Genomic DNA, 23,669 nt, shown 5'->3' with positions numbered 1-23,669 from the left:
GACTACCTTCTTAAGAACGACGGCCAGAAATAATAGATTTAATATCAGAGTTATCTACAAAAGCGCATTGAACACGCCGCACTTCTTCCCCAACGATTTTAACAAGTGCATCGCCCTGTCCAAGCAAAAGTTCCGCCCCCGAATCATCTAAAATAATCCTAGACTCCGAAGCTTTTTGCACACTCAATGCCACCCGACTCGGAACGTTAGTCCTAAGCAGACCACTCAGTGTTACGCTATCTGGGCGTTGTGTCGCCAGTACCAAGTGGATACCGCTGGCCCGTCCTTTTTGGGCAAGGCGAACTAAAGGGACCTCCGCCTCGGGGAACTGCATAATCAAATCAGCAAGTTCCTCGATAAATACCACATGATAGGGCGGCGCATCAGTCCGTCGCTTTCTCCATTCTTGTAGATTTTTAAAGCCCAGTTCCGCTAACTTCGCCTCACGCTCCCCCATATCATTCACGATTTCGTCGAGATGAGATTTGGCGACAGCCATGTCGGTAATCGGACTCTCATCAGTTAAATGGGCCAACCCTTTATAAACGGCGAACTCAACTTGCTTCGGGTCAATTAAAGACAGTTTAAGCTTATCCGTCCCACTCTTAACAAGTAGAGAACCCAAAATGGCATGAAGGGTTACGCTCTTTCCACTATTAGTAGTTCCGGCCACCAAGAGATGAGGAGCTTGGGTCAAATCAAACTTTACTGCGGCGCCTAACGGGTCCATTCCAAGGCAAACTCCCAAATGAGCGTCCGGCTCATCCGGTACCTGTGAAACAATCTGACCCCACGTGACAGTATGCCAAGCGTCTTTCGGTTTAGGAATGTGAGCGGTAACCGTCCTCGGTGTGCCAGGTAATGAAAAGGATATTGGCCCCGTCCCCAAAATTAAAGCTAGATTTTCGTTTGCTTTTTGAAGAGTGCGCAACTGCGTCGCATCTGCAAGGACCAAATCAACGCTCTGCAATCGTGGGCCCACCGTGCTTTTTGCAATCTGGGCAGCTATCCCCAACTCGGCTAAAGCACCCATTAGCGGACCACTCAAGTCGGTCTCGACTGCATCTGGAACTTGCACCCGACTCAGCAATTCTTGATAGAGAAACTCGTAGAAATTGTGAGTTTCCCGCCAACCTTTCCGAATCTCTGCCAAGCCCCTACGGATATGGCGCTGAAGCAGACGACCGAATTCGTCATGTGCTGCATCAAAGAGGTCCAAATTATGGTAGACGGAGAGTACCGCCCGGTAGGAGTCCTCGTAATTCACCTCTGGCTCCTTCCCAAGCAGCTGTTCCCAAGCGTATTCGCCGCCACGCGGGCGATAATCGTCATAGTCTTCAGATGGGGGTTCTGCGCGCGCAAATGATAATGCCAATGCTAAACGGAGAGCCTTCCATTTCGGCTCTCGCTCCTCAGCTAACAGGCCTTTTCTCAAAATCTTCCGGACAAGCAACTCATCTTCTTCGCTTATATATACTTTACTCATTGAACCTCTCCAACTCCCGAGTGCATCGCAACTCCCGGCGCCACGGTAGTAGAGTCGCCTTTGGGGTTACTCAGGCAGAACTCGCCAGCAATGAATGGCTTGAGCAAAGCATACTTCGAAGCATCTAATTCGGAATCAGTTGGCAAAACAATTACCTGCTCAGCAGCGGACGGATAAAATTTAGTAATCAATAGTTTCTGATGTCCAGCGTCAATACGCGCCAAGGGAGTATCAATCACGACGGGGCAAGGCATTCCTGCAACATCTTTCAACGCCCAGAGGAACGATTGCGCCGCAAGCTGCTTCATACCAGCCGATATGTTCCCCATTCCGACAAGTTTTGCATCCGAATCGAGATAATTTATTTTGTAGTCTTCATCAAAAACAATATTACGAATCAATGAATTTGAGTCCATTAATACTTGAAAATGCTCATTCATCTTCTGTTGAATTTGTGTCTGATGCGCCTGCTTCAGCGCGCTTCTGTACAGTCTTATCCCGTTCAGCGCTTTTTCCGCAATTTCGACCCCAATCTGATTCCTTGTTGCCTCGCTCACTTTTCGCTCTTGAACGTTGACATCAATCTTCAATTTTTCGATTAAACGACCGGCTGGATTCAGGCTCTCTTTCAGAAAGCCAATTCGTTCTCGAATTTTATCGGACTGGCCAGTTAAATCGGCGATTTCCTCACGTCTCGCTAATTGACGTTCGCGTTCAACTTCTGGGAGCGAACTTAAATCCTCCAACTGCGCCGAAAGTGATAACTCGTCTCTAGAAATCTTGATAATGTCCCGCAGCTGGGATGTGTACGTCTCGCGCACGACACCGTTTGTGGTAAACGGACGCAAAATGGCCTCAATTTTTCTTGCCCGATCAACACCAAGTCGCCACGCATCCTTCTCATTTGATGCACTGGCCAGCTCAATTTCGGCTTCGATTAGCAATTCCGCCTTTTGTTTCAGAAACCTTGTTTGTGATTCACTTAAAACTGGTTTAGGAAACTGTGGCTCATCAAACAATCTCGCTGGCAACCGAGAAATAATAGCGCGCAACTCCTCAACTAGTTCGGCCTTGCCCTGCGAACTATCTTTTACCTTAGAAATCGTAGCGGCAAGAAGTTTGGGATGGCAGACTAGCGGCGCGACGGCAGGAAATGAGTCGATAAACAGTGACGTTTTAATTTCCAAGTCGCTTTTCTTCTCTGCGATTTGTGCCCTAACAATGCTTTCGCTCTGTTCATTCATTGAGGCGCGCGATGTATTCAAGCGTTTGTCAAGTTCCTTAATTCGGCGCTTGAGCTCTATATCATCCCGTTCGAAGTTGTCAATTTCGAGCTCGATTTGCGAACGTTTCGACCGTTCTACTTCGTATTGCCCACGTAGCTCCTCTAAGCGCAATTGTTCCTGCTTAGCGTCGCTGTCTCGGCGAAGCTTCTGTAGCACTCGGCTTAGATAACTATCGGCGGTATTAATAGAGGTAATATCCAGAAGGCGCTCAACTTGTTCTAACACTGCTTCCGAATTACTCTCAGCAATCTTCTGTACTTGCTCAGCATCGTAGATGAAAAATGGAACTAGCGACCTTGGAAGTCTTCTATTCAAAAACTCCTGCCTTTGCTCGGCCTCATCAAGGACATCCTGATCCGTTGCAAAGCTAGGTTTGACAGACAATGTCTCGACAATTGCGGAGGTTCCATCTAAGACCCAAGACCTGACTGCCGTGACGGTCCCTTTCGACTCTTGCCACGTGACGGAAATACTGCACTCTGCTTCCCCGGCGGCCAAGGCTTTTCGGTTGAATACCCCTTCCCATTCCGCACCGCGCCCAAGCATATATTCGCGAGGCGAATATAACTTTCCTCTGGACACAGTACGCAGCTCGGTATCGCCACTACCGACAAAAAATAGAATTAATGAATTAATGAAACTGGTTTTGCCAAAGCCATTCCGACCGTGGATCAAGATTACGTTTTTCCCCGCCGCATTGGCATCAGGAAAATCAAAAACACCTTCACGATAAGAAAATAAATTCTTTATTGTAATATTTTTAAAAATCATGGGGCAGCCTGTTCCACCTGCTTAGCAGCCAAAATCAACGTTTTTTCAAGGTCGCGTTCTAAGCCCGTCTTTGCACCATATATTTCTAACGAGGACCACTTATTCTTTGTGAGATGCAAGATGGCGTGTAACAGCTCGGCAGGCACATCTGCTTCCAGCGCAGCCGTTTCTAGGAAATCGGCAGCTGCCGCTTTTACAGCCTCCTCGGGATGCTCCAAGTAATCAGCAGTTAATGTGCGACCGAAGGCTTTGGCGAGATCAACTACTTCCGCTTTTGTATAATCGAATTCGGTGTTCCAAATGCGCTGTATATTAGTTAATTCTTCAGCGGATATCAGCTCCCAACCCGCCTGTTTTTCCGTCTCCAAGAGTTCACGCAGAATCTTTTTACGGGCCTCGCTGGTGAAAGGCCCCGTGCCTGGAGTTCCGTCTCGTTTGACTGAACTGCGCATCCCTTCGGCATCACGGTACTCAATTAGACTTGCTCTGAAAATGTTTAGAGGTTTCATCCATTCTTCACCCGTGGCGATGAAGCCCTCCATAGACTTGTCTTGCCTAACTACCGTGCAAGTCCAGCAACCAAAACGGCTTCCACCACAAGACGGTGTATTTAAATCGAAGACCACAGGGCATTCGCCACCGTTGGCTTGACGATACAACTGAATGATTTTGTCGTGGCTGCCCCCCCAGGCGGGCGGGTTGGAGTAAAGATATTCCCACACCTCATCTGTAGTCCACGACACGATGGGCTTAAAAACCATTGCATCAGGTATCTCATGGTGTGGGTTTAAGTTCCGTTCGCTGTTAGTAAACGACTGAATCGACTGAGCGCGCAACGAGCTTTCATCCATGCGTGACCCAAGCAATAAAATTACGCTCCCGCTCTTCGCGACAATATTATCAATCGCGCGTCGCGATGGCTTAATCTTCATATTACTGGTACACCATCTGAACCATCGGCTCGGCGGTGGATAGCCCTTTCCAATCAACTTAGCCCAGAACCCTTCATCGATGTCCGGAAATACTAATTGGGTTTGTACATTAAGATTTCGCGCCCGAGCAGAAGTTTCGATGCGCTTCATCGCGTCCATCACATATTCGGATACGATGGGAGCCTCCACCCTCGTATCACTGGATAGCACATACACAGGCTTCTTCGCAGCTGGACCGAGTTCAAGCAACAGCTCCATGACGAGTTGGAGGACAAGAGTAGAATCTTTCCCCCCTGAATAGGCCACAACCCAAGGCCGGTTGTCGGCTTCATATTGCTCACGAAGCAATTGTTTGGTTTCGTCAATGTTGTTCATAGTTCTCTCAATTCCCGCACGGCGGAAACGCCAGAATGCTTGCTTATGCCATTAATTTTAGAACGGTTTTCTATTGTACCGTGCCAACTCTTTGTCAATTACTTTTCCTGCAATCCGCCCTGTTCCGATGGCAAGACGTCTACAGGTACCAAAGGACCCAACTGCGACCATTTGTGATTCAAGCAGCCCTTGGGACCAATTTTGCCGAGGCTAGGCTCTATGTGAGTGCGACCGAGTGCTTTCATGCATTGCAGAAAAAGCGAAATTCGTCCCACGCGACATTTTGTTCGTGATGCCGCTGGAGGTTTCCTCCACATCAATGTCCGCAAGCAGGCGTAGAAGTCGTTTATGGGGCATCCCCGCGCACTAATTTTCCGCGTAACTGCCGCTAGCCTCCAATTCCAATCTGCCATGTTGTTGATTTGCAATATTTTTTATGATGACCACTGCCTTCGCTTACTATGAGCAGAGGACGCCACATAATCCCCTTCATGCCATTAATATATTATATATGCGATTTTTCTATGATTTCTGGGCAAATTGCTGTGCTGCTTGGATTGGAAGAGCTGTCAACTTTCTTGGAAAGTAATGCTAATTCGTAATGTCGCATGAAGTGCAATGAACGTCAGCCGGCTGAAAACTAGGCCACTATGCGCTTTAGGGGCATGCGGCAGCAAGCGATCAAAGCTGTGGGGATAAGACAAACAGTGGCTAGCGTGGCTGCGACTCGCCGGAGTGTGACGACCGTTTTCGCTCTCATCCCGAATTTGCCGATGGCGGCTAGAAGACGTTGCTGGCAAAGCCCATTCCAAGCCATCCGGCAAAGCCCAGCGTTCAGAAGCAGGAGTTGCAGCGGAATGCTAGCGGTGAAATACGATACTTGCGGTAACGATACCAGCGGTAATTCAAGTTTGAATTGCTTGTGGACATTGTCGCTGGTACACGAGGTTATCAACTGCCGGTTCGGCAAATCGCTAGTCGCTTTTCCCGGGCTTTTTGCAAGGTGATTTCGGGGCAAGGGGCTGAAGGCCAGCGAGTTTCCTCGTTGTCGGCCCGGCGAAACTGAACCTCCAGCTACGCGGGTCGCGGGGGGGCTTGGAGGTACGGGCCGTCACCGCCAGACGGCTTGCACATCCTATCGCGCAGCTTGCCGTTCTTGATGCATGCATCAGCAGCAGAGTGATGTTTTTGGCATGATCCACTCCCCGTCAGTGCCATAAACAGCACTGCAGACGGCGTAGCCGAAATTTAAAGGGTAGATGACCGGCAAAAGACGGCTAGCGCCACTGAAACTACCCCAATAAACTGGATGGCGTAACACCGAGGGCTCGTCCGGGGTGCTAAAACAAAAAAACCGCTTAAGATGAACATTCTTAAGCGGTTATTTACTATGTCTTGCGCTATTCAAAACGATATTCTTGGCGGAGAGAGGGGGATTCGAACCCCCGATAGGCTATTAACCTATACACGCTTTCCAGGCGTGCGACTTAAACCACTCATCCATCTCTCCGCGGAAGAGGCCGCACTATACGTCATCCCTTAAAAATTGCCAAGCGCTTTTGCAGAAGGGGTGGGGCGGGCGCGATTTTCGATAGATATACGGGCCAACGGGATGATGCGTTCGGTTGCAAGGGCGGCAGGCGGGTCGAACCGGTGAGGCCCGCTGCATCACAACGCCCTTCGTTCGATTATCAACAAACAGGAAATTAATTGTTGCCGCGCAGCAAACAGCCCAGCAATGGTGCGAAAAACCTTGCGTGTAGGCCATTCTGCGACGCAGCAATCAACGTTTCCAGGTATATGAAGCCGTCCTTATGCGGCGTTAGTATGCGCAGGCGCGATCGGGATGCGGTCGATTATTGCCTGTGCATTAGCAATAACCGCTGACATGCCTGACGACGCTCTGCCTGAAGCGACCCAAGCGCGACGCCGATCCAACCGCCACCATGGACAGTGGCTGGCCCGCCGCGTTTTATGCAGATTTCCCGTGCCGGGCTGGCCCTTGCGCCGCCCAGTTTTTGCAAGTTGCGTTGTGGAGTTTTCTGCATGTACCCATCTGCCACTAACCCGAAGTTTGGCAAGGCGCTGGCCGTCCTGACTTCGCTGTTCTTTATGTGGGGTTTGATTACCTCGCTGAATGACATTCTTATTCCGCATCTGAAAGCGCTGTTTTCGCTGAGCTATCTGCAAGCCGCGCTGATCCAGTTCTGTTTTTTTACGGCTTACTTTGTGGTGTCTTTTCCGGCGGGTGCGTTAATCCGCAAGATTGGCTACAAGCGCGGCATTATCGTGGGCCTGGTGACGGCGGGGGTGGGTTGTGCGCTGTTTTATCCGGCGGCGGGCGCGCAATCGTATGCGTTCTTTCTGGGTGCATTGTTTATTCTGGCCAGCGGCATTGCGTTTTTGCAGGTGGCGGCCAACCCGTACGTGCTGGCCCTGGGCAAGCCCGAAACCGCATCCAGCCGGCTTAATCTAACCCAGGCGTTCAACTCGCTGGGCGCCACCTTGGGCCCGTTGCTGGGCGCAACCGTCATTCTGGGTATTGCCGGCAGCCAGGCCAATTCGGCCAGCAATGCCGCCGCGCAAGCGTCTGCGGTGCAAACGCCGTATCTGGTGTTGACGGGCATTTTGCTGGCGCTGGCCGCCGCCATCTGGCTGATCCGTTTGCCGGTGATTGAAGAAGCGGTCAAGCCGGTCAGCAAGGCCGCGAGCAAATCCAGCGCCAAAAAAGGCGGCGTGTGGGCGTATCGCCATCTGATCCTGGGCGCGATTGGCATCTTTGCTTATGTGGGCGCGGAAGTGGGCATCGGCAGTTTTCTGGTTAGCCTGATGGGCCAGCCGCAAATTGCAGGTCTGACCCCGGAAGCGGCCGGTCGTTATCTGTCGATTTATTGGGGCGCGGCCATGGTCGGCCGCTTTATCGGTAGCGCGCTGATGACCAAAATCAAACCGGCACGTTTGTTGGCGTTTAATGCGCTGATGAATGTGGTGCTGATTGCGCTGGCAATGGCGTGCAGCGGTCATATCGCGATGTGGGCGCTGATTGCGGTGGGCTTCTTTAATTCGATCATGTTCCCGACCATCTTCTCGCTGGCGCTGGAAGGCCTGGGCGAACATACCTCCGAAGGCTCGGGCATCCTCAGCATGGCCATTGTGGGCGGCGCGCTGGTGCCGGTGCTGCAGGCGTTCCTGGCGGACCACATGAACATCCTGGCGTCGTTCGCGATTCCGCTGGTTTGCTATCTGTATATCGTGCACTTTGGCGTACGCGGCCATCGCGTGGATGCGGATGCCGCTGCAGCGGCGGCGAAAGCGGGCAGCCCGGTGGGCGCTGCGGCCGCCACGCGTTAATCTGCGGTCGTCAAGCAACACCCCAAGGCCCGGAAGGCATCAGCGTTCCGGGCCTTGTTGCGTTTAGCGGCGCAAGCGCAAGGCCATGCTGTTGAATACGCCATCGCGCAGCAGCAGCGCATGGGCCAGCCCCGCACACAAATGGACCAGGATCACCCAGAAAAACACCCGTCCCAGCACGCCGTGGGCGTGGCGCAGCAAGGCATAACGAACCACATCGGGTGCCATCAGCGCGGGCACATGCCAACCGCCGATGCCGGGCAAGGGGTAGCCCGCCGCCGACAGCATGGCCCAGCCGATCAGCGGCATCGCCAGCATCAGGCCGTACAACAGCCAGTGCGACAGATGCGCCAGGCCGCGTTGCCAGCCGGGCATGTTGGACGGCAACGCCGGTGCGCCCCGCGTCAGGCGGATAGCCAGGCGCAGCAGCACCAACAGCAACAACAGCATGCCGAGCGTCTTGTGCGTATCCAGCAGCAGCGGCCGCCATATCGATACGGTGGTGACCAGGCCGCTGCCCAGCAGCAGCATCACAAAAATCGCAGGCGCCATCAGCCAGTGCAGCACGCGCGCGGGCAAGGAAAATCGCATCGGTCGGGTGGATGGGGTCATGGGTTCACCTTGCGGGCAGCGGGCGTCTGCGCTGCCGCTTCTTCGTGGGTACGCAGATTAAACGAGCGCGAATAAGCACCCTGGCGTGCGGCCAGCAGTGGGTCGTCCGACAGCGCGACACCGTGCGGCAGGATGGTCGGATCAAAGTTGATGTCGCGGCAGGGGCCGTCGGCCTGTGGCGCGCTGTTTTGCAGGGTGAGCGTGCCGGCGTCGACAGTGGGGCGGTCGGCGGGCCAGGCGCGGGTGGCGTCGTTGGTGGGGTCGCCCGGTGCGGCCAGAGTCAGAATCAGATGCCAGCGCAGCGGGCCTTGTTGCAGTTGCTGTTGCAGATCATGGCTCAGGAAATCGGGATCAGTCGGAGCCGGTTTGCCCAATGCGGCATACGGTTGCTCCGGCTGCATGGCCCAGCGCACGGCATGCTTCTCGCCATGCGCGTCGATCAGTTCAAACGCGTTGATGCTGTAATACGTGCCGTTGCCCAAGCCGGTTGAGGGCGGATGGCTTTTGCCCCACGCCAGCGCGGCGGCGGACTCGGGATGCGCGGCGTAGAAGGCTTTGACCCTGGCCGGATCGGGCTTGCCGGTGGCGGGGTCGGGCCGGGTGGCGATCAGCTGCTGGTAAAACGCTTGCGGCGTGTTGACGGTAAACAGCGCCGCGTTGTTCATGCCCATGCGCCATTGTTCGCCGCCCGGTGAAGAAAATTGCAGCGCCATGCTGCGCACCGGCACGCTGCCATCGGCAATGCCGGGATTGCCACCGGGCACGGCAAAGCGGCCCACCACCGGCGTGCGCGTGGTGCCAAACACTGCGGCGGTCGACAAACTGCTGGCGCTGCCATTGCCTTCAAAATAACCGAGTACGCACACGCCTTTGGCGTGATTGCGGCGGTAGCCAGGGTGCTCGCCAAAGTTGGCATTAAACGTATTGATAATGCGGCGCGGGCTCAGCCGCTGCGGGCTAAACCAGCCCGCAGCAGCGCCATACGCGCCCAGCACGGCCAGCGCCGCCGCGCCTATCCATAAAGCGGGGCGCAGCACGGGCGCGTCGGGCGGCAGGTGCAATGCCTGGCGCAACGCGCGTAGAGGAGGAAGAGAAGTCGCCATCGGCCATCCAGTCGAAAAGCGCAGCCGCACCATGCGGCAGCTGTGCTCAGATTAATGGCGGCGCACGCACTGACTAATGACGGGTGAATGACAAAATTGTCATCAAGCGCTGGCGGGTCGGGTCGTATTGCTAACATGCGCTGGACGCACCCTACGCCACCCGCGTGGCTTGGGAAGGCGGCTTTGGGGGGTGGGTCGAGACCCACCTTATGTATTTTCAAAGCGGCGGGTTGGGGAAGACCAGGCTAAAGCGCGTCAGGCCGGCGGCGCTGTGTGCCTGCCATGCGCCGTGGTGCAGTTGCATGATGCTGCGCACGATGGACAGCCCCAGTCCATTCGACGTAGTCGATTGCGTGCGCGCCGCATCAATGCGGTAGAAGCGATCAAACACACGCTCCAGATGTTCGTCCGCAATCGTCGCACCGTGGTTTTCCACGGCCAGCGTTACGCTGTGCGCGCCATGCTCGGCCAGTACGCGGATCTCGCTGCCCACGTCGGCATGGGTTACCGCATTGGCCAGCAAATTACCCAGCGCGCGGCGCAGCAGGATCGGGTCGGCGGCGATCTGGCCCTCGCCATGCACGCTGATACGCAACTGGCGTTCTTCGGCCGGCCCCTCAAAATATTCGGCTACGCGCGCCAGTTCTTCGGCGATGGGCAAGGGCTGGATTTCCGCTGCCATCTGCGCATGTTCGGAGCGCGCCAGAAACAGCATGTTGTCGGACATGCGGATCAGCCGCTCCAGCTCTTCCACATTCGACGCCAGCAGCGTCTCGTATTCTTCCACGCTACGTGGCCGGCCCAGCGCCACCTGCGTTTGCCCCAGCAGATTGTTGACCGGCGTGCGCAAGTCATGCGCCAGATCGGCCGAAATCTGCCGCAGTTGCATAAAGCCGTCGGCCAGCCGCGCCAGCATCTCGTTAAACGCGGTAATCAGCGGCAGCAACTCACGCGGGGCGTCGCGGCCATCCAGCCGACCATCCAGCCGCGCAATGCTGACGGTGTCGGCATGCGCCGCCAGTTGCCGCAGCGGCAGCAGGCCGCGGCGCAATAAAAAATAGCCGACCAGCGCAAACAACAACGCGCCCGCCAGGGCCAGGGCAAAAATCCGTTCGCGATACAGCGCCAGCAAACGCGTGCGATCAAGCATGGTGCGCGCCGCGGTGATCTCGATTTCGCCCGCTGCGCCATCGGCCCGGGCGCGCGCGGTAACGGCGCTGACCGGAATATCGCTGGCGGTGCGGTAATGCGCCACCGAGCTCATCTGCACCGGCGTATCGGCCTGCACCGGGGTGGGTGCGGGGATATCGGCGTGATTGGGGTTGATCTCGATCAGCGGCGGCTGGCCCGGGTAGCGCAACAGCAGCATCGATTCGCGGTTGTTGAGCATATTGGCAAACAGCGTGGGTTTGCGGTGGATCAGCTCCAGCGTGTTGGTGTCTTTCAGCAATGCGCGAATCTGCTCCACGCGCGCCACCAGGGCCGCGTCGTCGCGCAAGCGCAATTGCACGGCCAGCACGTTATATAAGGCCGCGCCCACCAGGCCCATCACCACAAACGACAAACTGGCTAGCAGCAGCGCCAGGCGCAGGGTCAACGAATACGGCGTACGCGCTTTCAATCGATCACCTCGCAGCGATAGCCGATGCCGCGCACGCTATGGATCAGCCGGGGCGCGGGCACAAACGGCTCGTCCACCTTGGCGCGTAAACGGCGGATGGCGACATCGACCACATTGGTATCGCTATCAAAATTCATATCCCACACCTGCGAGGCAATCTGCGAACGCGACAGCACTTCGCCTTCGTGCTGCACCAGCAATTGCAGCAGGGCAAATTCCTTGTTGGTCAGCGTAATACGCGTGCCCGCGCGGGTAACGCGGCGCTTGAGCACATCAATCTGCAAATCGGCCACCTGCAAACGCTCGGCTTCGCGCATCGGGCCGCGGCGCAACAGGGTGCGGATGCGCGCCACCAGTTCGGCAAACGAAAACGGCTTGATCAGATAATCATCCGCGCCCATTTCCAGACCTTTGATGCGGTCGGCGATTTCGTCGCGCGCAGTTAAAAACAGCACGGGGATCTCGCTGTCTTCCCGCAACCGCGTCAGCACCTGCCAGCCGTCCAGCCCTGGCAACATCACATCCAGCACGATCAGGTCATACGCTTCTTCGCGCGCCTGATGCAGGCCGTCGATGCCGTTGCGCGCAAGGTCGACCACAAAGCCCGATTCCTGCAGACCTTTGCGCAGGTAATCCCCGGTTTTGGGTTCATCTTCGACAATCAGAATGCGCACAGCGGTCTCCGTGGGTTGGGCGGCGGGGCAGGTGTTTTGAGGGTTATGCGGGCGCTGGACGCTCAGTCTTGATGATCCGGGTCGGCCACATACACGCGAATGCTATTTGCATGATCGGCCGCGGGGAAGACATGCGCCAGCGTGAACTCGGGCTGCACGCCATCAAACTTCCATTCTTCATGCGCGCTGCCACTGACCAGCTCGACCACTTCGCCCTTCTGTACGTCAACGGACTGGCCGTTGTTCAGGTTGATCTGGCGCACGGGTTGGGTGGTGTTCTCGGCCACCGGGCTGCCATAAGCGAGGGGGCTGGCGTCGGTGTTGGCTGCCAGCGCGGCCAGACTGACGGTGCTCAGGCAGGCAGCAAATACGGTGGTGATCAGGCTTTTCATGATGGGTCTCCTTGCTGGATCGCGCCGCGTCGGATGGCGCGGCATGGCGTGCAATTTAGGCCCGCAGCGCGCAGCGCCGCATGACCGCTGCATGACAAAAATGTCATTTTTGTGAAGCTTCGCCACTTTTCGCGCCATCGCGTCATGGCAGCCCGCCCGTGAGCGATCGCGCCAGGGTCGGAGGTCATCCGGCACGCGCCGTGTCAGTGTCTGGCACGGGCCAGCCAAAACACGCCTACGCCGGGTTCGTTGGCGTACCGACAGCCTGCGCCGGAGCGCGGTGGCATGCTGCAGTCATGTTCAACGCACCCGGAGTACAACACCATGGCCACTGCAGCCTCCACCAGCAAAACCAGCCGTAAATCCACCACTCAGCGCGCCGCACCGGGCAGCAAGTCCGACGCCGCAACCAATCTGCTGATCGCCGATCACCGCAAGGTGAAAGCGCTGTTCCGCCAGTTTGAAAAGATCAAGGACAGCGACGACAACGCCGAAAAAGAACGCATCGTGCGTGAGGCCTGTAAGGAGCTGACCATCCATACCCAGATCGAAGAAGAAATCTTCTATCCGGCCAGCCGCCAGATTCTGGGTGATGACGACGAAATCGACGAATCGCTGGTCGAACACGCCAGCTGTAAAGAGCTGATCGCACAACTCGAAGCCATGCACGCCGGCGACGACATGTACGACGCCCGCTTTACCGTGCTGAGCGAAATGATCGAACACCACGTCGAAGAAGAAGAAGGCGAATGGTTCCCCGAAGTCCGCGCCAAAGGCCGCGAACAAATGCCGGAACTGGCCCAACAAATGGCCGCCCGCAAAGAAGAACTGATGGGCAGCGTGCCCAGCAAGCAATAACGCTGGACGCTAGCTGTTAAAAACGGGCGACTCCCCAAACGGGTGTCGCCCGTTTTGTTTGGCGATGGCGCATGGGCATGCTCCAGCGCGGCGCGCAAATATCAGGGGTGTCGCATTGGATGGAATGCCATAAAACGGGGGACGAGGCTTGCAAGCGCAGCGGAAGATAGTCAGAGAAGTGATTTCAACGCTGGCGAATCGCTCGATGACTTTGGGTGGTGGGTCTCGACCCACCCTATGAAGCGTGGTGCGTTAAGCAGGCAGTGCCGATGTTCACTGTCACCCGTCGCCACCACGCCCACCCGATGTTCCGAAGGAACGAGGCAGCACGCTAGGCAGACAGCGGACATTACCTGTCGAGGGAGGGGAAGGAGACCCGTTTTTGGGGCTCCATCCGACCGAAGTTCCGCGGAGCGGCAGCTGAGACATGGAAGTCCCAGACGGTCCGTTTCGGCTTTTGACCTACCGGGCCCCCTGGCGAGCGAAGGATTCGCGAGTGGGGTCGCCTTTCTTTTGGTTACTTTTTCTTTGGCGAAGCAAAGAAAAGTGACGTGCTCCCGGGCACCCCCGGGTATCAAAAATGCGCCGCAGGCTAAGCGGTTAAAGGGTATCCAAACTCATCACCCCTGATGCGCCTCCACATAAGCCTCCGGATCCTTATCCACCGGCTTAACCCCCCGATAATGCTGCGCCTCAAACGCCACAAACTGCACCGCCAGCTTCTCCCGCAATGCCAGCGAAGCCGTCCGCCGAAAGTCCGTCAAACCTTCGCGTTCTTCTTCCGCCATATGATCGCCATTGGCCTCATTCGCCTTGGCAATCGCCGCAAACCATTCGTCCGTCCCCACATGAAAATCCGCCACCGCTGCCACCGCCTGGCGTAGTTCGTTGTGGTCTTTGATGGCGTCACGGGTTTCGTCGGCGGCATCGTCGCGGCCGCCTTCGCCGCGGCCTTTGCGCAGCAGGGCGGGGTAGAAGAACCGCTCTTCCGCTTCGGCATGGATTTCCAGAAATGCCGCCAGCCGCGCCCAGACCGCGCCCAGCGCTTCAGTCTCGCTGGGGTCGATCTGTTCGAGGATGGCAAACATGCGGCGTTGTTCGTGATGATCGTCAAGGATCAGTTGCGTGATATCCATGGCTTAGCGCGGCACCAGGCGGCTGGAGGCGCGGTCCCACGAGGCGCGCGCGGCGTCGCGGCTATCGGGCCAGTCCAGATCAGTGGCGCCGCGGTGGCTTTCGTAATCGCGGCGGATATGCGTTTCGACATCTTCAAAGTTCTCGCCCGGATAGCGCACCGCACCCTCGTAACCAGCGCGATAGGCGCTCTGGTAGTACTCAAACGGTTGGTCCGGATTGGCGTAGGGCTGGCCCGCATGGGCTTCGCGCCAATAGGTGTCTTCTGCCGCCGGGTCAAATTTTTCGGTGACGGCTTTGCCGATCAGGCCACCGGCCACCGCGCCGATCGCTGCGCCTGCCGCCATGCCGATCGGGCCAGCCACCGCACCCAACGACGCGCCCGCCGCTGCGGCGACACCGACGCCCGCTACGCCACCAACTACCGCGCCACCGGCGGTGCCAGCGGGGTGGAATTCATCTTCGCCCGTAATCGGATCGTGGCCGGGGCGTTGTTCAAGTTCGACACGTGTATTGCTCATGATGTGCTCCTGCAGACAGTGAGTCGGGCATGGCCCGAGGATGCCTACAGCTTAAGCACGCGCGGGTGGTCTGCCTGTCAGCGCCCGGAGCAATCCGGCCCAGGCAGACCACCTTAAGCGCTTACCACGGCATTGCGCCGCCATCGGTATAAAAGCCGCCATTGGGGCCGGATTTATCCAGCGTGGCGTATTTGACGACCACGGCCGCCGCTTGCTGCACGCTGCGCGTACCCTGGTGGTTGTTCAGGTCTGTGGCGGTGTAGCCGGGGTTGATCGCGTTGATATGAAAACCTTCGTCGCGCAACTCTTTGGCCAGCAACACGGTGTACATATTCAGCGCCGCTTTCGACATGTTGTACGCCGCCAGATTGACGCCGTAATAGGCAAAGTCGGGGTAGCCGTGCAGCGTGGTTGAACCCAGCTCGCTCGATAGATTAACCACCACGCGCGTCTGCGCTTTGCGCAGCAATGGCAGCATCGCCTGGGTTAGCGTGATCGGGCCGTAGACATTGACGTCATAAGTCTGGCGCATCTTGTCCAGACCCACTTGCGATGGCGGCGCCAGATCGATAGCGATGCCAGCGTTGTTGATCAGCACATCCAGTTGGCCGACTTCGGCATCAATCTGCGCGGCGGCGGCGGCCACGGAAGCGGCGTCGGTCACGTCCAGCTGGATGGCACGCAGATCAGCATCGGGCAGGTGCAGGCTTTCGATGGCGGCCTGGCCGTTGGCCAGATCACGCGTGCCGACATAAACGCGATAGCCCTCGGCTGCCAGCTGGCGCGCGGTTTCCAGGCCGATGCCCTTGTTGGCGCCACTGATCAGAACGGTACGTTGTGCGGATGTCATAAACAGGATTCCTGAGTGGTGTAGAGAGGAGTCCGGTTATATTATGAAGAATCCTTCACATATGGAATTCGCTTTCCCATGAAGCCCAATGACATCCCGCTCGCGCCGCGGCGGCGGCCGGTTCAGGCGCGGTCCACCGTGACGGTGGAAGCGATTTTTGAGGCAAGCATTCAGGTTTTGCGCAGCGATGGCCTGGAGAAATTCAACACCACGCGCGTGGCCGCCCGGGCCGGCGTGTCGGTGGGCAGCCTGTATCAGTACTACCCCAACAAGCAGTCGCTGCTGGCGGCGGTGCTGGAAAATCACTTGCTGCGGGTGACCGGCAAGGTCGAGGCCGCATGCGCGCAAATCCGCGGTGCGCCCGCGCCCGACGTGGGCGAGGCGATTGCAATTGCGTATTTCAACGCCAAGATCGACCGCGCCGACGTGTCCAGCGCCCTGTATGCCGTGGCGGCCATGGTGGATAGCCGCGCCTTGCTCGATAGCATGCGCGGGCGCATTCGCAGTGCGGTGGTGGCGGCCCTGCCCGCAGACATTGTGCAACCGGTGCTGGTTACCGAAACGTTGATGGGCGCGCTCAACGGCCCGTTGCAAGGCTGGCTGGAAGGCGAGCTGAGCGCCGATCGGCTGGACGCCATGCGCCAGCAGCTGGTGCGGCTGGCGCGGGCGTATCTGTCATAGCGCAATCACGGTCGATTCCATGCGCCAGTCCCGCCCCAGCGTGCGCTCGCGGCCGGTGACATTCACCACGGCGCGCAGGCGGATATCGGCGCTGTGTTCGCCCACCATCAGCTCAAACTGGCCCGGCTCGACGATGCGCTGACCGCTATACCCGGTGAAGTTGAGCATATCCACCGGAATGCGCGCCTGCAGCGTGCGCACTTCGCCCGCCGCCAGGTGCAGCCGGGCAAAGCCTTTCAGTTCTTTGACCGGCCGCACCAGCGAGGCGAACTGATCGCGCACATAGATTTGCGGCACCACCACGCCTGCCCGGGCGCCGGTGTTGCGCACGCTAAAGCTGAACACGATGTCGCCGGCGTCGATATCCACCTCGCTGGCTTCGATCTGCAGATCGGCATAGTCAAACTGCGTGTAGCCCAAGCCGTAGCCAAACGGATAGGCGCTGCCAAAATGAAACGCCACCGGCGTGCCCGCGCTTTTCAGTTTGTGGTTGTAGTAATACGGCATCGCGCCAACGCTTTTGGGCACCGATACAGTCAGCCGCCCGGACGGTGCGGCATCGCCCGCCAGCACCGCCGCCAGCGCGGGGCCCGCTTCTTGCCCGCCGGTAAACGCCATCAGCAAGGCCGCTACACGCTGTTCCAGTCCTTGCAGGTTGTAGGGACGGCCGCCAGTCAGCACCACGATCACCGGTTTGCCGGTCTCCACCACCGCCTGCAGCAATTGCTGTTGTACGCCGGGCAGATTCAGGCTGTCGGTATCCGAGCCTTCGCCCACGGTGCCGGTCTGAAACAAGCCGGCCAGATCGCCGACGCAGACTATCGCTACGTCTGCTGCTTGCGCTAACGCGACGGCGGCGGCGATGCCGTCGGTGTTATGCGAGACCGCTGATTGCTGCAGCAACTGGCTGCTGTCGGCCACATCGCCCGGAAATACCGGCGTGCCATACACGCGCTCATCAAGGATGGCGCAACCCTGCGCATAGCTGACGTGCTCCGCGCCGTAGCGCGCTTGCAAGCCTGCCAGCGGCGTGATGACCGCCTGCTCGGCCTGATGGGCTTCGCTCAGAATCAGATGCACCGGAAAGCTGTAACCGCCCAGCATCGCCAGCGCGTCGTTGGCGGTGGGGCCGATGACGGCAATGTTTTGTTGCGCCGGCGCCAGCGGCAGGATGCCGTTGTTTTCCAGGATCACGATCGATTGCTGCGCGACTTCGCGCGCGGCCGCCAGCGCGGCCGGGCTGCGCAGGCGGATGTTGTTTTCGTCGGCGTAGGGGTGTTCAAACAGGCCCAACTCGAATTTGTGCTGGAGGATGCGCGCGACAATTTCATCAATCTTGTGCGGCGAAATCAGCCCGCGTTCCACCGCCGTGTGCAGATGCGCGGCGCAGTCGTCGCCGGGCAGTTCGATATCCAGCCCGGCATTGAAGGCCAGCGCGGCCGCCTCGGCCTGATCGCGCGCCAGTCCGTGATGCTGGTACAGCAAACTCACGCCCACATAATCGGCCACCACCAGGCCATCAAAGCCCCATTGCTCGCGCAGCACTTCGGTCAGCAAATGGCGCGAAGCATGGCTCGGTTCGTTATCGATGTCGTGATACGCGGGCATCACCGAACCGGCGTTGGCTTGTTTGACCGCCATCTCAAACGGCAGCAAAAACGTGTCGTTCAGCTCGCGCCAACCCAGATGCACCGGCGCATGGTTACGCGCGCCTTCGCTAAAGGAATGGCCGACATAGTGTTTGAGCGTAGCGAACAGATCGCGCCTGGGGCCCTGCAAGCCGCGCACATAGCGCGTGGCCAGCACGCCCACCAGATAGGGGTCTTCGCCAAAGGTTTCCTCAGTGCGGCCCCAGCGCACATCGCGCGAAACATCCAGCACCGGGGCCAGGCCTTGATGGCAACCGACGCTGCGCGCCTCATCGCCAATCAACGCCGCCACATGCTCGATCAGCGCCGGGTTCCAGGTGGCGCTCATCGCCAGCGGCGACGGAAACAAGGTCGCGCCTTTGCTCATCAGACCCAGCAAGCATTCTTCATGCGCCATCACCGGGATGCCCAGCCGCGTTTCTTCCAGCATAAAGCGCTGCAGCCGGTTAAACGCCTGCACGCCCGTGCGCGCATCGACGGTGTGGCTGCCCAGCGGCCGCGTAATCTGGCCCAGGCCCAGTCGCAACTGGTTCTGCAAGGTGGCCGGATCGCTTTTGCCGGTAAACGCATCTTCGCGCACGCGGTGTTCGCCATCGGGCGACAGCAGCAGCCAGAACGCATGCATCTGCGCGATTTTTTCAGCGGGGGTCATGCGCGCCAGAAGATCGGCGACGCGGTCGGCCACGGGGTGTTGCGGGTCTTTGTACAGCGCGGTCATGGCGGGTGTTTCCTGCAAGCGGGTAGAGAGTGCAACGGGGGCGACGGCAGCCCGGTGACGGGCGCTTAGCCCTTCAGCGCGCCGGCCATCATGCCTTTGACGATTTTTTCCTGGCCAAACGCATAGGCCACAATCAGCGGTAGAGCGGTTAGCGTCACCACGGCCATCATGCCGGGGATATTGGCGGCGAATTCGCTCTGGAAATCCCACACCGCCAACGGCAACGTGCGGTGGTTGGGCGAGGAGGTCAGCACATAGGCAAAGATGAATTCGTTCCACAGATTGATGCCGTTGTAGATGGCCACGGTGGACAAACCGGGGCCCGACAACGGCAAGAAGATTCGGGTGAACACGGCGATGGGGCCGCAACCGTCAATGCGCGCGGCTTCTTCCAGTTCGCGCGGAATCTGCCGCATGAATTCGGTCAGGATAAAGATCGACACCGGCAGGCTCATCGCCACATACGGGCCGATCAGCGCGAACATCGTGTCGTACAGCCCGGCATTGCGCGTCAGCAGATACACCGGCACCAGGGTGACATGCAGCGGCACGATCATGCTGGCCACAATCAGCCCGAACAGCGAGCCCTGGCCTTTAAACCTGAGCCGCGCCAGTGCATACGCCGCCATCGAGGCAAACAGCAAAGTCAGCCCCAGCGCCACGCCAATCACAAACACGCTATTGCGCAGATACAGCAGAAACGAGCCGTGCAATACGCTGAGATAGTTGCCCCATTCCAGATGGCTGGGCGGGGCCCACATCGGGCTGGCAAAGTTGTCTTCCTGCGACTTGAGGCTGGTAAACACCATCAACACAAACGGCAGCAAGGTAACGCCCAGCCAGAACAAGGCCAGCACCGGAATCGCCACGCGGCCGATCCGGATTTTTTGTAACAACAGCGGAGTGGCCATGGTTCACACCTCCGTCTGAAAGCGGCGCGAGAGCCGCAAAGCCAGCGCGGCAATCAATGTCACGACCAGGAACATCGCCGAGGCAATCGTGCTGCCATAACCCAGCTGAAAGCCGCTGAACACCGTGCGATACATATAGGTGGCCATCAGCTCGGAGGCATGCTCCGGGCCGCCGCCGGTCATCACAAACACCAGATCGAAATAGCGCAGCGAGCCGATGATGGCCAGCAACACGGCGGTGCGCACGGTGCCGCGCAGATGCGGCAGTTTGATGCGCCAGAAGATCGTCCATTCGCTGGCGCCATCCAGCGTGGCCGCCTCGGACAGGTCTTCCGGAAACGACGCCAACCCGGCCAGAAACAGCACCATATAAAACGGCACGTTCTGCCAGCACACCACCGCAATCACCGCACCCAGCGCATAGGCGGGATCGCCCAGCCAGTCATGCGCCAGGCCGTCCAGATGCAGTTGCTGCAACAGCAGATTGATCGGGCCGAAATTGGGGTCATACAGGTTTTTGGCCAGCACGCCCAAGGCCACGCTCGACATCAGCAGTGGCAGAAAGTAGATGATTTTGAGCCAGCGCGAACGCTCGCCGGCCTTATCCAGCAACACCGCCAAGGCCAGCGCCAATGGCAACTGGATGACGATGGAGAACAGCGCCAGCCACGCGTTATTGCCCAGTGCGCGCCAGAACAGTGGGTCATGCAGCAGATGCAGCCAGTTGCCCAGTCCGATAAAGCGGCCTTGCTCGCCCAGCCCGTTCCAGTCCAGCAAGGACAACTGAAAGCTGGACAGCAGCGGGTAGAGCAGAAACACCGCCAACATCAGCACCGCAGGCGCGAGGAACAAGGCGGGCACCAGCCACGCCGGCGACCGCGGCCAGCGCAACAAAGGCAGCGCCGCGGGCCGATTCAAAGTCATATGCATAAAGACACCTCAGGATGGGACTCGGCTTTCCCTCAAGACCGGCCACGCAAAGCGGCCAGCCCGGCGCGCTACCCACGCCTGCGTTCAAACAGCCTGTCCCGTCAATGCAGTTCAGCTTTTGCCGCCGCTTCCATCTGCTGCGCCGCGGCCTCTGGCGTCACGCTCAAGCCAAACAGCGCTTGCACCGTGTCCTTATGCACTTCGGCCAGCTTGGGCGGCAGTTCCTGGTCGTACCAAAGCTGCACGCTGGGGGCTTGCAACACCAGGGCCTGGATCTGCTTCAGATAGGGATCGCTGACGTTCAGATTCTTCAGCGGCATCACGCGCTTGTCCGCCAGCCGCGCTTGCGCCGATACGTCATCCGTCAGCGCCTGGATCAGCTTGAATGCGGCGTCGGGGTTTTTGCAGCTGGACGACACGCTCATGAAGTTGTCGCCCACGGTGCCGATCACATCTTTGGGATCACCCTTGCCACCGGGTAGCGACGGAAAGTTGAAATAGCCCAGCTTGCTGACAAAACCCGGGTTCTCGTTCTGGATGGTCGATGGCTCCCAACTGCCCATCAGCTGCATCGCTGCCTTGCCGGAGTACATCAGCCGACGCGAAGCACCGACGTCGTAATCCAGGCCATTAAAGCCCGGCGCAAACGCGCCCGCCTTCACCAGTTCCTGAATGCGTTTGCCGGCTTCCACAAACGCCGGTGCGGCAAAGCTGCCGCCATTTTTACGCGTGACGGCGTCGCGGAAGGTGTCGGCGCCACCGATGCGATCGACCAGATACATGTAGTACATCGAGCCCGGCCATTTGGCTTTGTTGGCCAGCGCAAATGCCGCGATATGGTTGGCGTTGAGCACCTTCACCACATTGAGCAACTCATCCCAGGTTTGCGGCGGGCTGAGCTTGTATCGGGCGAACAGATCCTTGTTGTAAATGATGACGGCGGCGGTGGTGTTCTCGGCTGGCACGCCATAAATCTTGCCGTCGATGGTGACCGCGTTAAAACCCGTCGAAACAAAGCGATCCTTATACGCCGGGTCTTTGGCCAGATAAGGCGTCAAGTCACGCACCTGGCCGCTCTTGACGTATTCACGCAGCGGTCCGCCGCCCCAACTGGCAAACACACACGGCGGCTGGCCTGCGCCAAAGGCGATCTTCAACTTGGTTTTGTAGGCTTCGTTAAGGATGTGCGCTTGTTCGGCTTTAAAGCCGGGGTTGGCTTTTTCAAAGCGCGCGCCGGCATCGTTCATGATCTTGCTGGCGGCGGTGTTGGTCATCTGGTCCCATTCGCTGATGACCTGGTCCGCCGCATGCGCCGGGCCGGCGGCCCAGGCCAGACAGATACTCAGCAAGCCGCCCAGGGCTGTGATCTTGTGCATCGTTGTTCTCCCGCATCGAGTGCGTTTGTCAGAGTCGCGTAAAGCGGAAGCCACGTTATTGGCGCGGCGAATGTAGCGTCAATTGCGCGACTACACGCTAACGTAGCGCGACCGATGAACGGCGGGTTTAAACGGGCGTTTTAGCGATGCTGGAAACGGCGTAGTTCTAATGAATAAGCGGCTTTGCCCTGTGCCGGGCTTTTCGTGGGTTACGTTGGCAGCGGCGTGCTCTAACGCGTTTTTTTGCTGTTTCTAACGTTGTCTCTAACGTAGTAACATCGGCCGCTATTGCCCGCTAGGAAACCCGCAATGCCGCGCCAGAATGTCACCCTTGAACACATCGCCGCCGCTGCGGGCGTCTCGCAGATGACCGTGTCGCGGGCGCTGGCCAGCAAGCCCGGCGTGTCGCGCGACAAACGCGATGAAATCCTGCGCATTGCGGCCGAACTCGGTTATGTGGGGCATCGCGCCGAACAACGTTCTTCTGACCGCCGCAGCCAGATCGTCGGGCTGATTACCGCTGAACTGCACAATCCGTTTATTGGCGAGCTGGTGGCGGGCGTGGGCCGCGCGGCGCGCCCGGCCGGTTACGAATTGCTGGTGTACTCGCTGGTGGAACACGATCAGCCGCCGCTGCTCAGCGTGCTGAAACTGATGCAGCAAGTCACCGCCGGCATCATCGCCTTGCTGCCCTACGAATACCGCTATCTGGATGCGCTGGTGGCAGCGCGCGTGCCGGTGATTACGGTGGACCAGCACGGCCAGTATTCGCGCTTTCCCTCCATTGCCGCCGACAGCTACGCCGGCGCTTGCATGGCGATGCGGCATCTGATTGCGCAAGGCCATCGTCGCATCGCGTTTATTACCGGCAACGAACATATGGCGTCGGCGCAGGACCGGCATCGCGGCTATCTGGACATGCTGGCGCAAGCCGGGCTGCCGCAAGACCCGGCGCTGGTGGTGCCCGGCCATTACGCCAAGGCGGAAGGCTATGCCGCCGCGCAAACCTTGCTGGCCTTGCCCGAACGCCCGACTGCGCTGTTCGCTGCCAACGATATGAGCGCGCTGGGGGCGTTGCAGGCGATTCGCGATGCCGGCTTGCGCATTCCAGACGATGTGTCGGTGGTGGGCTTTGACGATATCCCGGCGGCGGAACAACAACATCCGCCGCTGACCACGGTGCGCCAGCCGATGCAGCAAATGGGGCGTTCGGCCGTCAATACCTTGCTGGCGTTGATTGCCGGGCTGGAGGCCGCATCGCCGCAAATTGTGTTGCCCACCGAGCTGGTGGTGCGTGGTTCCACCGCGCCGCCGCGCCGGGTCACCGCCTAAGGCGCAGCGTCTGGCGTGATGCGCGCTACACCGTGCGTTGCCGTGAGCGCAACCGGTGCTGCTTGCCCTGCAGATCGATATGTCAGCGCGGCCGGTTCATTGCATA

At 58.5% G+C, this 23,669-nt stretch carries 19 protein-coding genes and 1 tRNA gene; 4 read left to right on the top strand and 16 right to left on the bottom strand.

Features of this window, described 5'->3' with window-relative positions:
- Window positions 1–10: 10 nt before the first annotated feature.
- The 4 genes from WG78_RS19575 to WG78_RS19560 all read right to left on the bottom strand — a co-directional run bounded on the left by WG78_RS19575 (window position 11) and on the right by WG78_RS19560 (window position 6,360).
- Complete coding sequence (locus WG78_RS19575; RefSeq protein ID WP_053939526.1) at window positions 11–1,486, bottom strand: FtsK/SpoIIIE domain-containing protein; 1,476 nt, start codon at window positions 1,484–1,486, stop codon at window positions 11–13.
- Complete coding sequence (locus WG78_RS19570) at window positions 1,483–3,543, bottom strand: AAA family ATPase (RefSeq protein ID WP_053939525.1); 2,061 nt, start codon at window positions 3,541–3,543, stop codon at window positions 1,483–1,485. Before WG78_RS19570 ends, WG78_RS19575 begins: the two co-directional genes overlap by 4 nt.
- Window positions 3,540–4,850, bottom strand: a complete 1,311-nt coding sequence (gene dndC / locus WG78_RS19565; protein ID WP_053939524.1) for a DNA phosphorothioation system sulfurtransferase DndC — start codon at window positions 4,848–4,850, stop codon at window positions 3,540–3,542. Before dndC ends, WG78_RS19570 begins: the two co-directional genes overlap by 4 nt.
- Window positions 4,851–6,269: 1,419 nt before the next feature.
- A tRNA-Ser gene (locus WG78_RS19560) sits at window positions 6,270–6,360 on the bottom strand.
- 536 nt (window positions 6,361–6,896) lie between these two features.
- Between WG78_RS19560 and WG78_RS19555 the strand changes: the two genes are divergently transcribed.
- A complete protein-coding gene (locus tag WG78_RS19555; protein ID WP_053939523.1) occupies window positions 6,897–8,201 on the top strand; it encodes a sugar MFS transporter in 1,305 nt (434 codons plus the stop codon).
- Between the two features lie 63 nt (window positions 8,202–8,264).
- Here the strand turns inward: WG78_RS19555 and WG78_RS19550 are convergent, their stop codons facing one another.
- The 5 genes from WG78_RS19550 to WG78_RS19530 form a co-directional block, all read right to left on the bottom strand.
- Entirely contained in the window at window positions 8,265–8,813 is a 549-nt protein-coding gene (locus tag WG78_RS19550; RefSeq protein ID WP_053939522.1) for a cytochrome b, read from the bottom strand.
- Window positions 8,810–9,916 (bottom strand): catalase family peroxidase, encoded by a 1,107-nt coding sequence (locus tag WG78_RS19545; RefSeq protein ID WP_083459424.1) that lies wholly within the window; start codon window positions 9,914–9,916, stop codon window positions 8,810–8,812. The genes WG78_RS19550 and WG78_RS19545 overlap by 4 nt, the downstream gene beginning before the upstream one ends.
- Window positions 9,917–10,133: 217 nt before the next feature.
- Window positions 10,134–11,537: a heavy metal sensor histidine kinase gene (locus WG78_RS19540; RefSeq protein ID WP_053939521.1), complete on the bottom strand. Its 1,404-nt coding sequence runs from the start codon at window positions 11,535–11,537 to the stop codon at window positions 10,134–10,136.
- Window positions 11,534–12,211: a heavy metal response regulator transcription factor gene (locus tag WG78_RS19535; protein ID WP_053939520.1), complete on the bottom strand. Its 678-nt coding sequence runs from the start codon at window positions 12,209–12,211 to the stop codon at window positions 11,534–11,536. The genes WG78_RS19540 and WG78_RS19535 overlap by 4 nt, the downstream gene beginning before the upstream one ends.
- A 62-nt stretch (window positions 12,212–12,273) precedes the next feature.
- Window positions 12,274–12,603, bottom strand: coding sequence for a CzcE family metal-binding protein (locus WG78_RS19530; protein ID WP_053939519.1), 330 nt, complete (start codon window positions 12,601–12,603; stop codon window positions 12,274–12,276).
- A 324-nt stretch (window positions 12,604–12,927) separates the two neighbouring features.
- Here WG78_RS19530 and WG78_RS19525 point away from each other — a divergent pair, with 324 nt between their 5' ends.
- A complete protein-coding gene (locus tag WG78_RS19525) occupies window positions 12,928–13,461 on the top strand; it encodes a hemerythrin domain-containing protein (protein WP_083459422.1) in 534 nt (177 codons plus the stop codon).
- A gap of 620 nt (window positions 13,462–14,081) precedes the next feature.
- Here the strand turns inward: WG78_RS19525 and WG78_RS19520 are convergent.
- The 3 genes from WG78_RS19520 to WG78_RS19510 all read right to left on the bottom strand — a co-directional run bounded on the left by WG78_RS19520 (window position 14,082) and on the right by WG78_RS19510 (window position 15,966).
- Window positions 14,082–14,597: a hemerythrin domain-containing protein gene (locus tag WG78_RS19520; protein ID WP_053939518.1), complete on the bottom strand. Its 516-nt coding sequence runs from the start codon at window positions 14,595–14,597 to the stop codon at window positions 14,082–14,084.
- A 3-nt stretch (window positions 14,598–14,600) separates the two neighbouring features.
- Window positions 14,601–15,116, bottom strand: coding sequence for a hypothetical protein (locus WG78_RS22765; RefSeq protein WP_053939517.1), 516 nt, complete (start codon window positions 15,114–15,116; stop codon window positions 14,601–14,603).
- 121 nt (window positions 15,117–15,237) lie between these two features.
- Entirely contained in the window at window positions 15,238–15,966 is a 729-nt protein-coding gene (locus WG78_RS19510; protein WP_053939516.1) for an SDR family oxidoreductase, read from the bottom strand.
- Between the two features lie 78 nt (window positions 15,967–16,044).
- Between WG78_RS19510 and WG78_RS19505 the strand changes: the two genes are divergently transcribed.
- Window positions 16,045–16,647, top strand: coding sequence for a TetR/AcrR family transcriptional regulator (locus tag WG78_RS19505; protein ID WP_053939515.1), 603 nt, complete (start codon window positions 16,045–16,047; stop codon window positions 16,645–16,647).
- On the opposite strand, the gene WG78_RS19500 is transcribed toward WG78_RS19505, so the two are convergent.
- The 4 genes from WG78_RS19500 to WG78_RS19485 form a co-directional block, all read right to left on the bottom strand.
- On the bottom strand, window positions 16,642–19,014 hold the full coding sequence (locus WG78_RS19500) for a glycoside hydrolase family 3 N-terminal domain-containing protein (protein WP_053939514.1): 2,373 nt from the start codon (window positions 19,012–19,014) through the stop codon (window positions 16,642–16,644). The two genes, WG78_RS19505 and WG78_RS19500, sit on opposite strands and share 6 nt — an antisense overlap.
- A 65-nt stretch (window positions 19,015–19,079) precedes the next feature.
- On the bottom strand, window positions 19,080–19,925 hold the full coding sequence (locus WG78_RS19495; RefSeq protein WP_201782496.1) for a carbohydrate ABC transporter permease: 846 nt from the start codon (window positions 19,923–19,925) through the stop codon (window positions 19,080–19,082).
- 3 nt (window positions 19,926–19,928) lie between these two features.
- Entirely contained in the window at window positions 19,929–20,855 is a 927-nt protein-coding gene (locus tag WG78_RS19490; protein ID WP_201782495.1) for a carbohydrate ABC transporter permease, read from the bottom strand.
- 101 nt (window positions 20,856–20,956) lie between these two features.
- Window positions 20,957–22,231: an extracellular solute-binding protein gene (locus WG78_RS19485; RefSeq protein ID WP_053939513.1), complete on the bottom strand. Its 1,275-nt coding sequence runs from the start codon at window positions 22,229–22,231 to the stop codon at window positions 20,957–20,959.
- Window positions 22,232–22,540: 309 nt separating this feature from the next.
- Here WG78_RS19485 and WG78_RS19480 point away from each other — a divergent pair, with 309 nt between their 5' ends.
- The gene (locus tag WG78_RS19480) at window positions 22,541–23,563 is read left to right on the top strand and encodes a LacI family DNA-binding transcriptional regulator (protein WP_053939512.1); all 1,023 of its coding nucleotides are present in this window, start codon (window positions 22,541–22,543) and stop codon (window positions 23,561–23,563) included.
- Window positions 23,564–23,669 lie beyond the last annotated feature (106 nt).

This window comes from Amantichitinum ursilacus, from assembly GCF_001294205.1.
Lineage (GTDB): Bacteria > Pseudomonadota > Gammaproteobacteria > Burkholderiales > Chitinibacteraceae > Amantichitinum > Amantichitinum ursilacus.
Note: the sequence above shows the minus strand (reverse complement) of the source record. Positions and strands in the feature narration are given on the sequence as shown.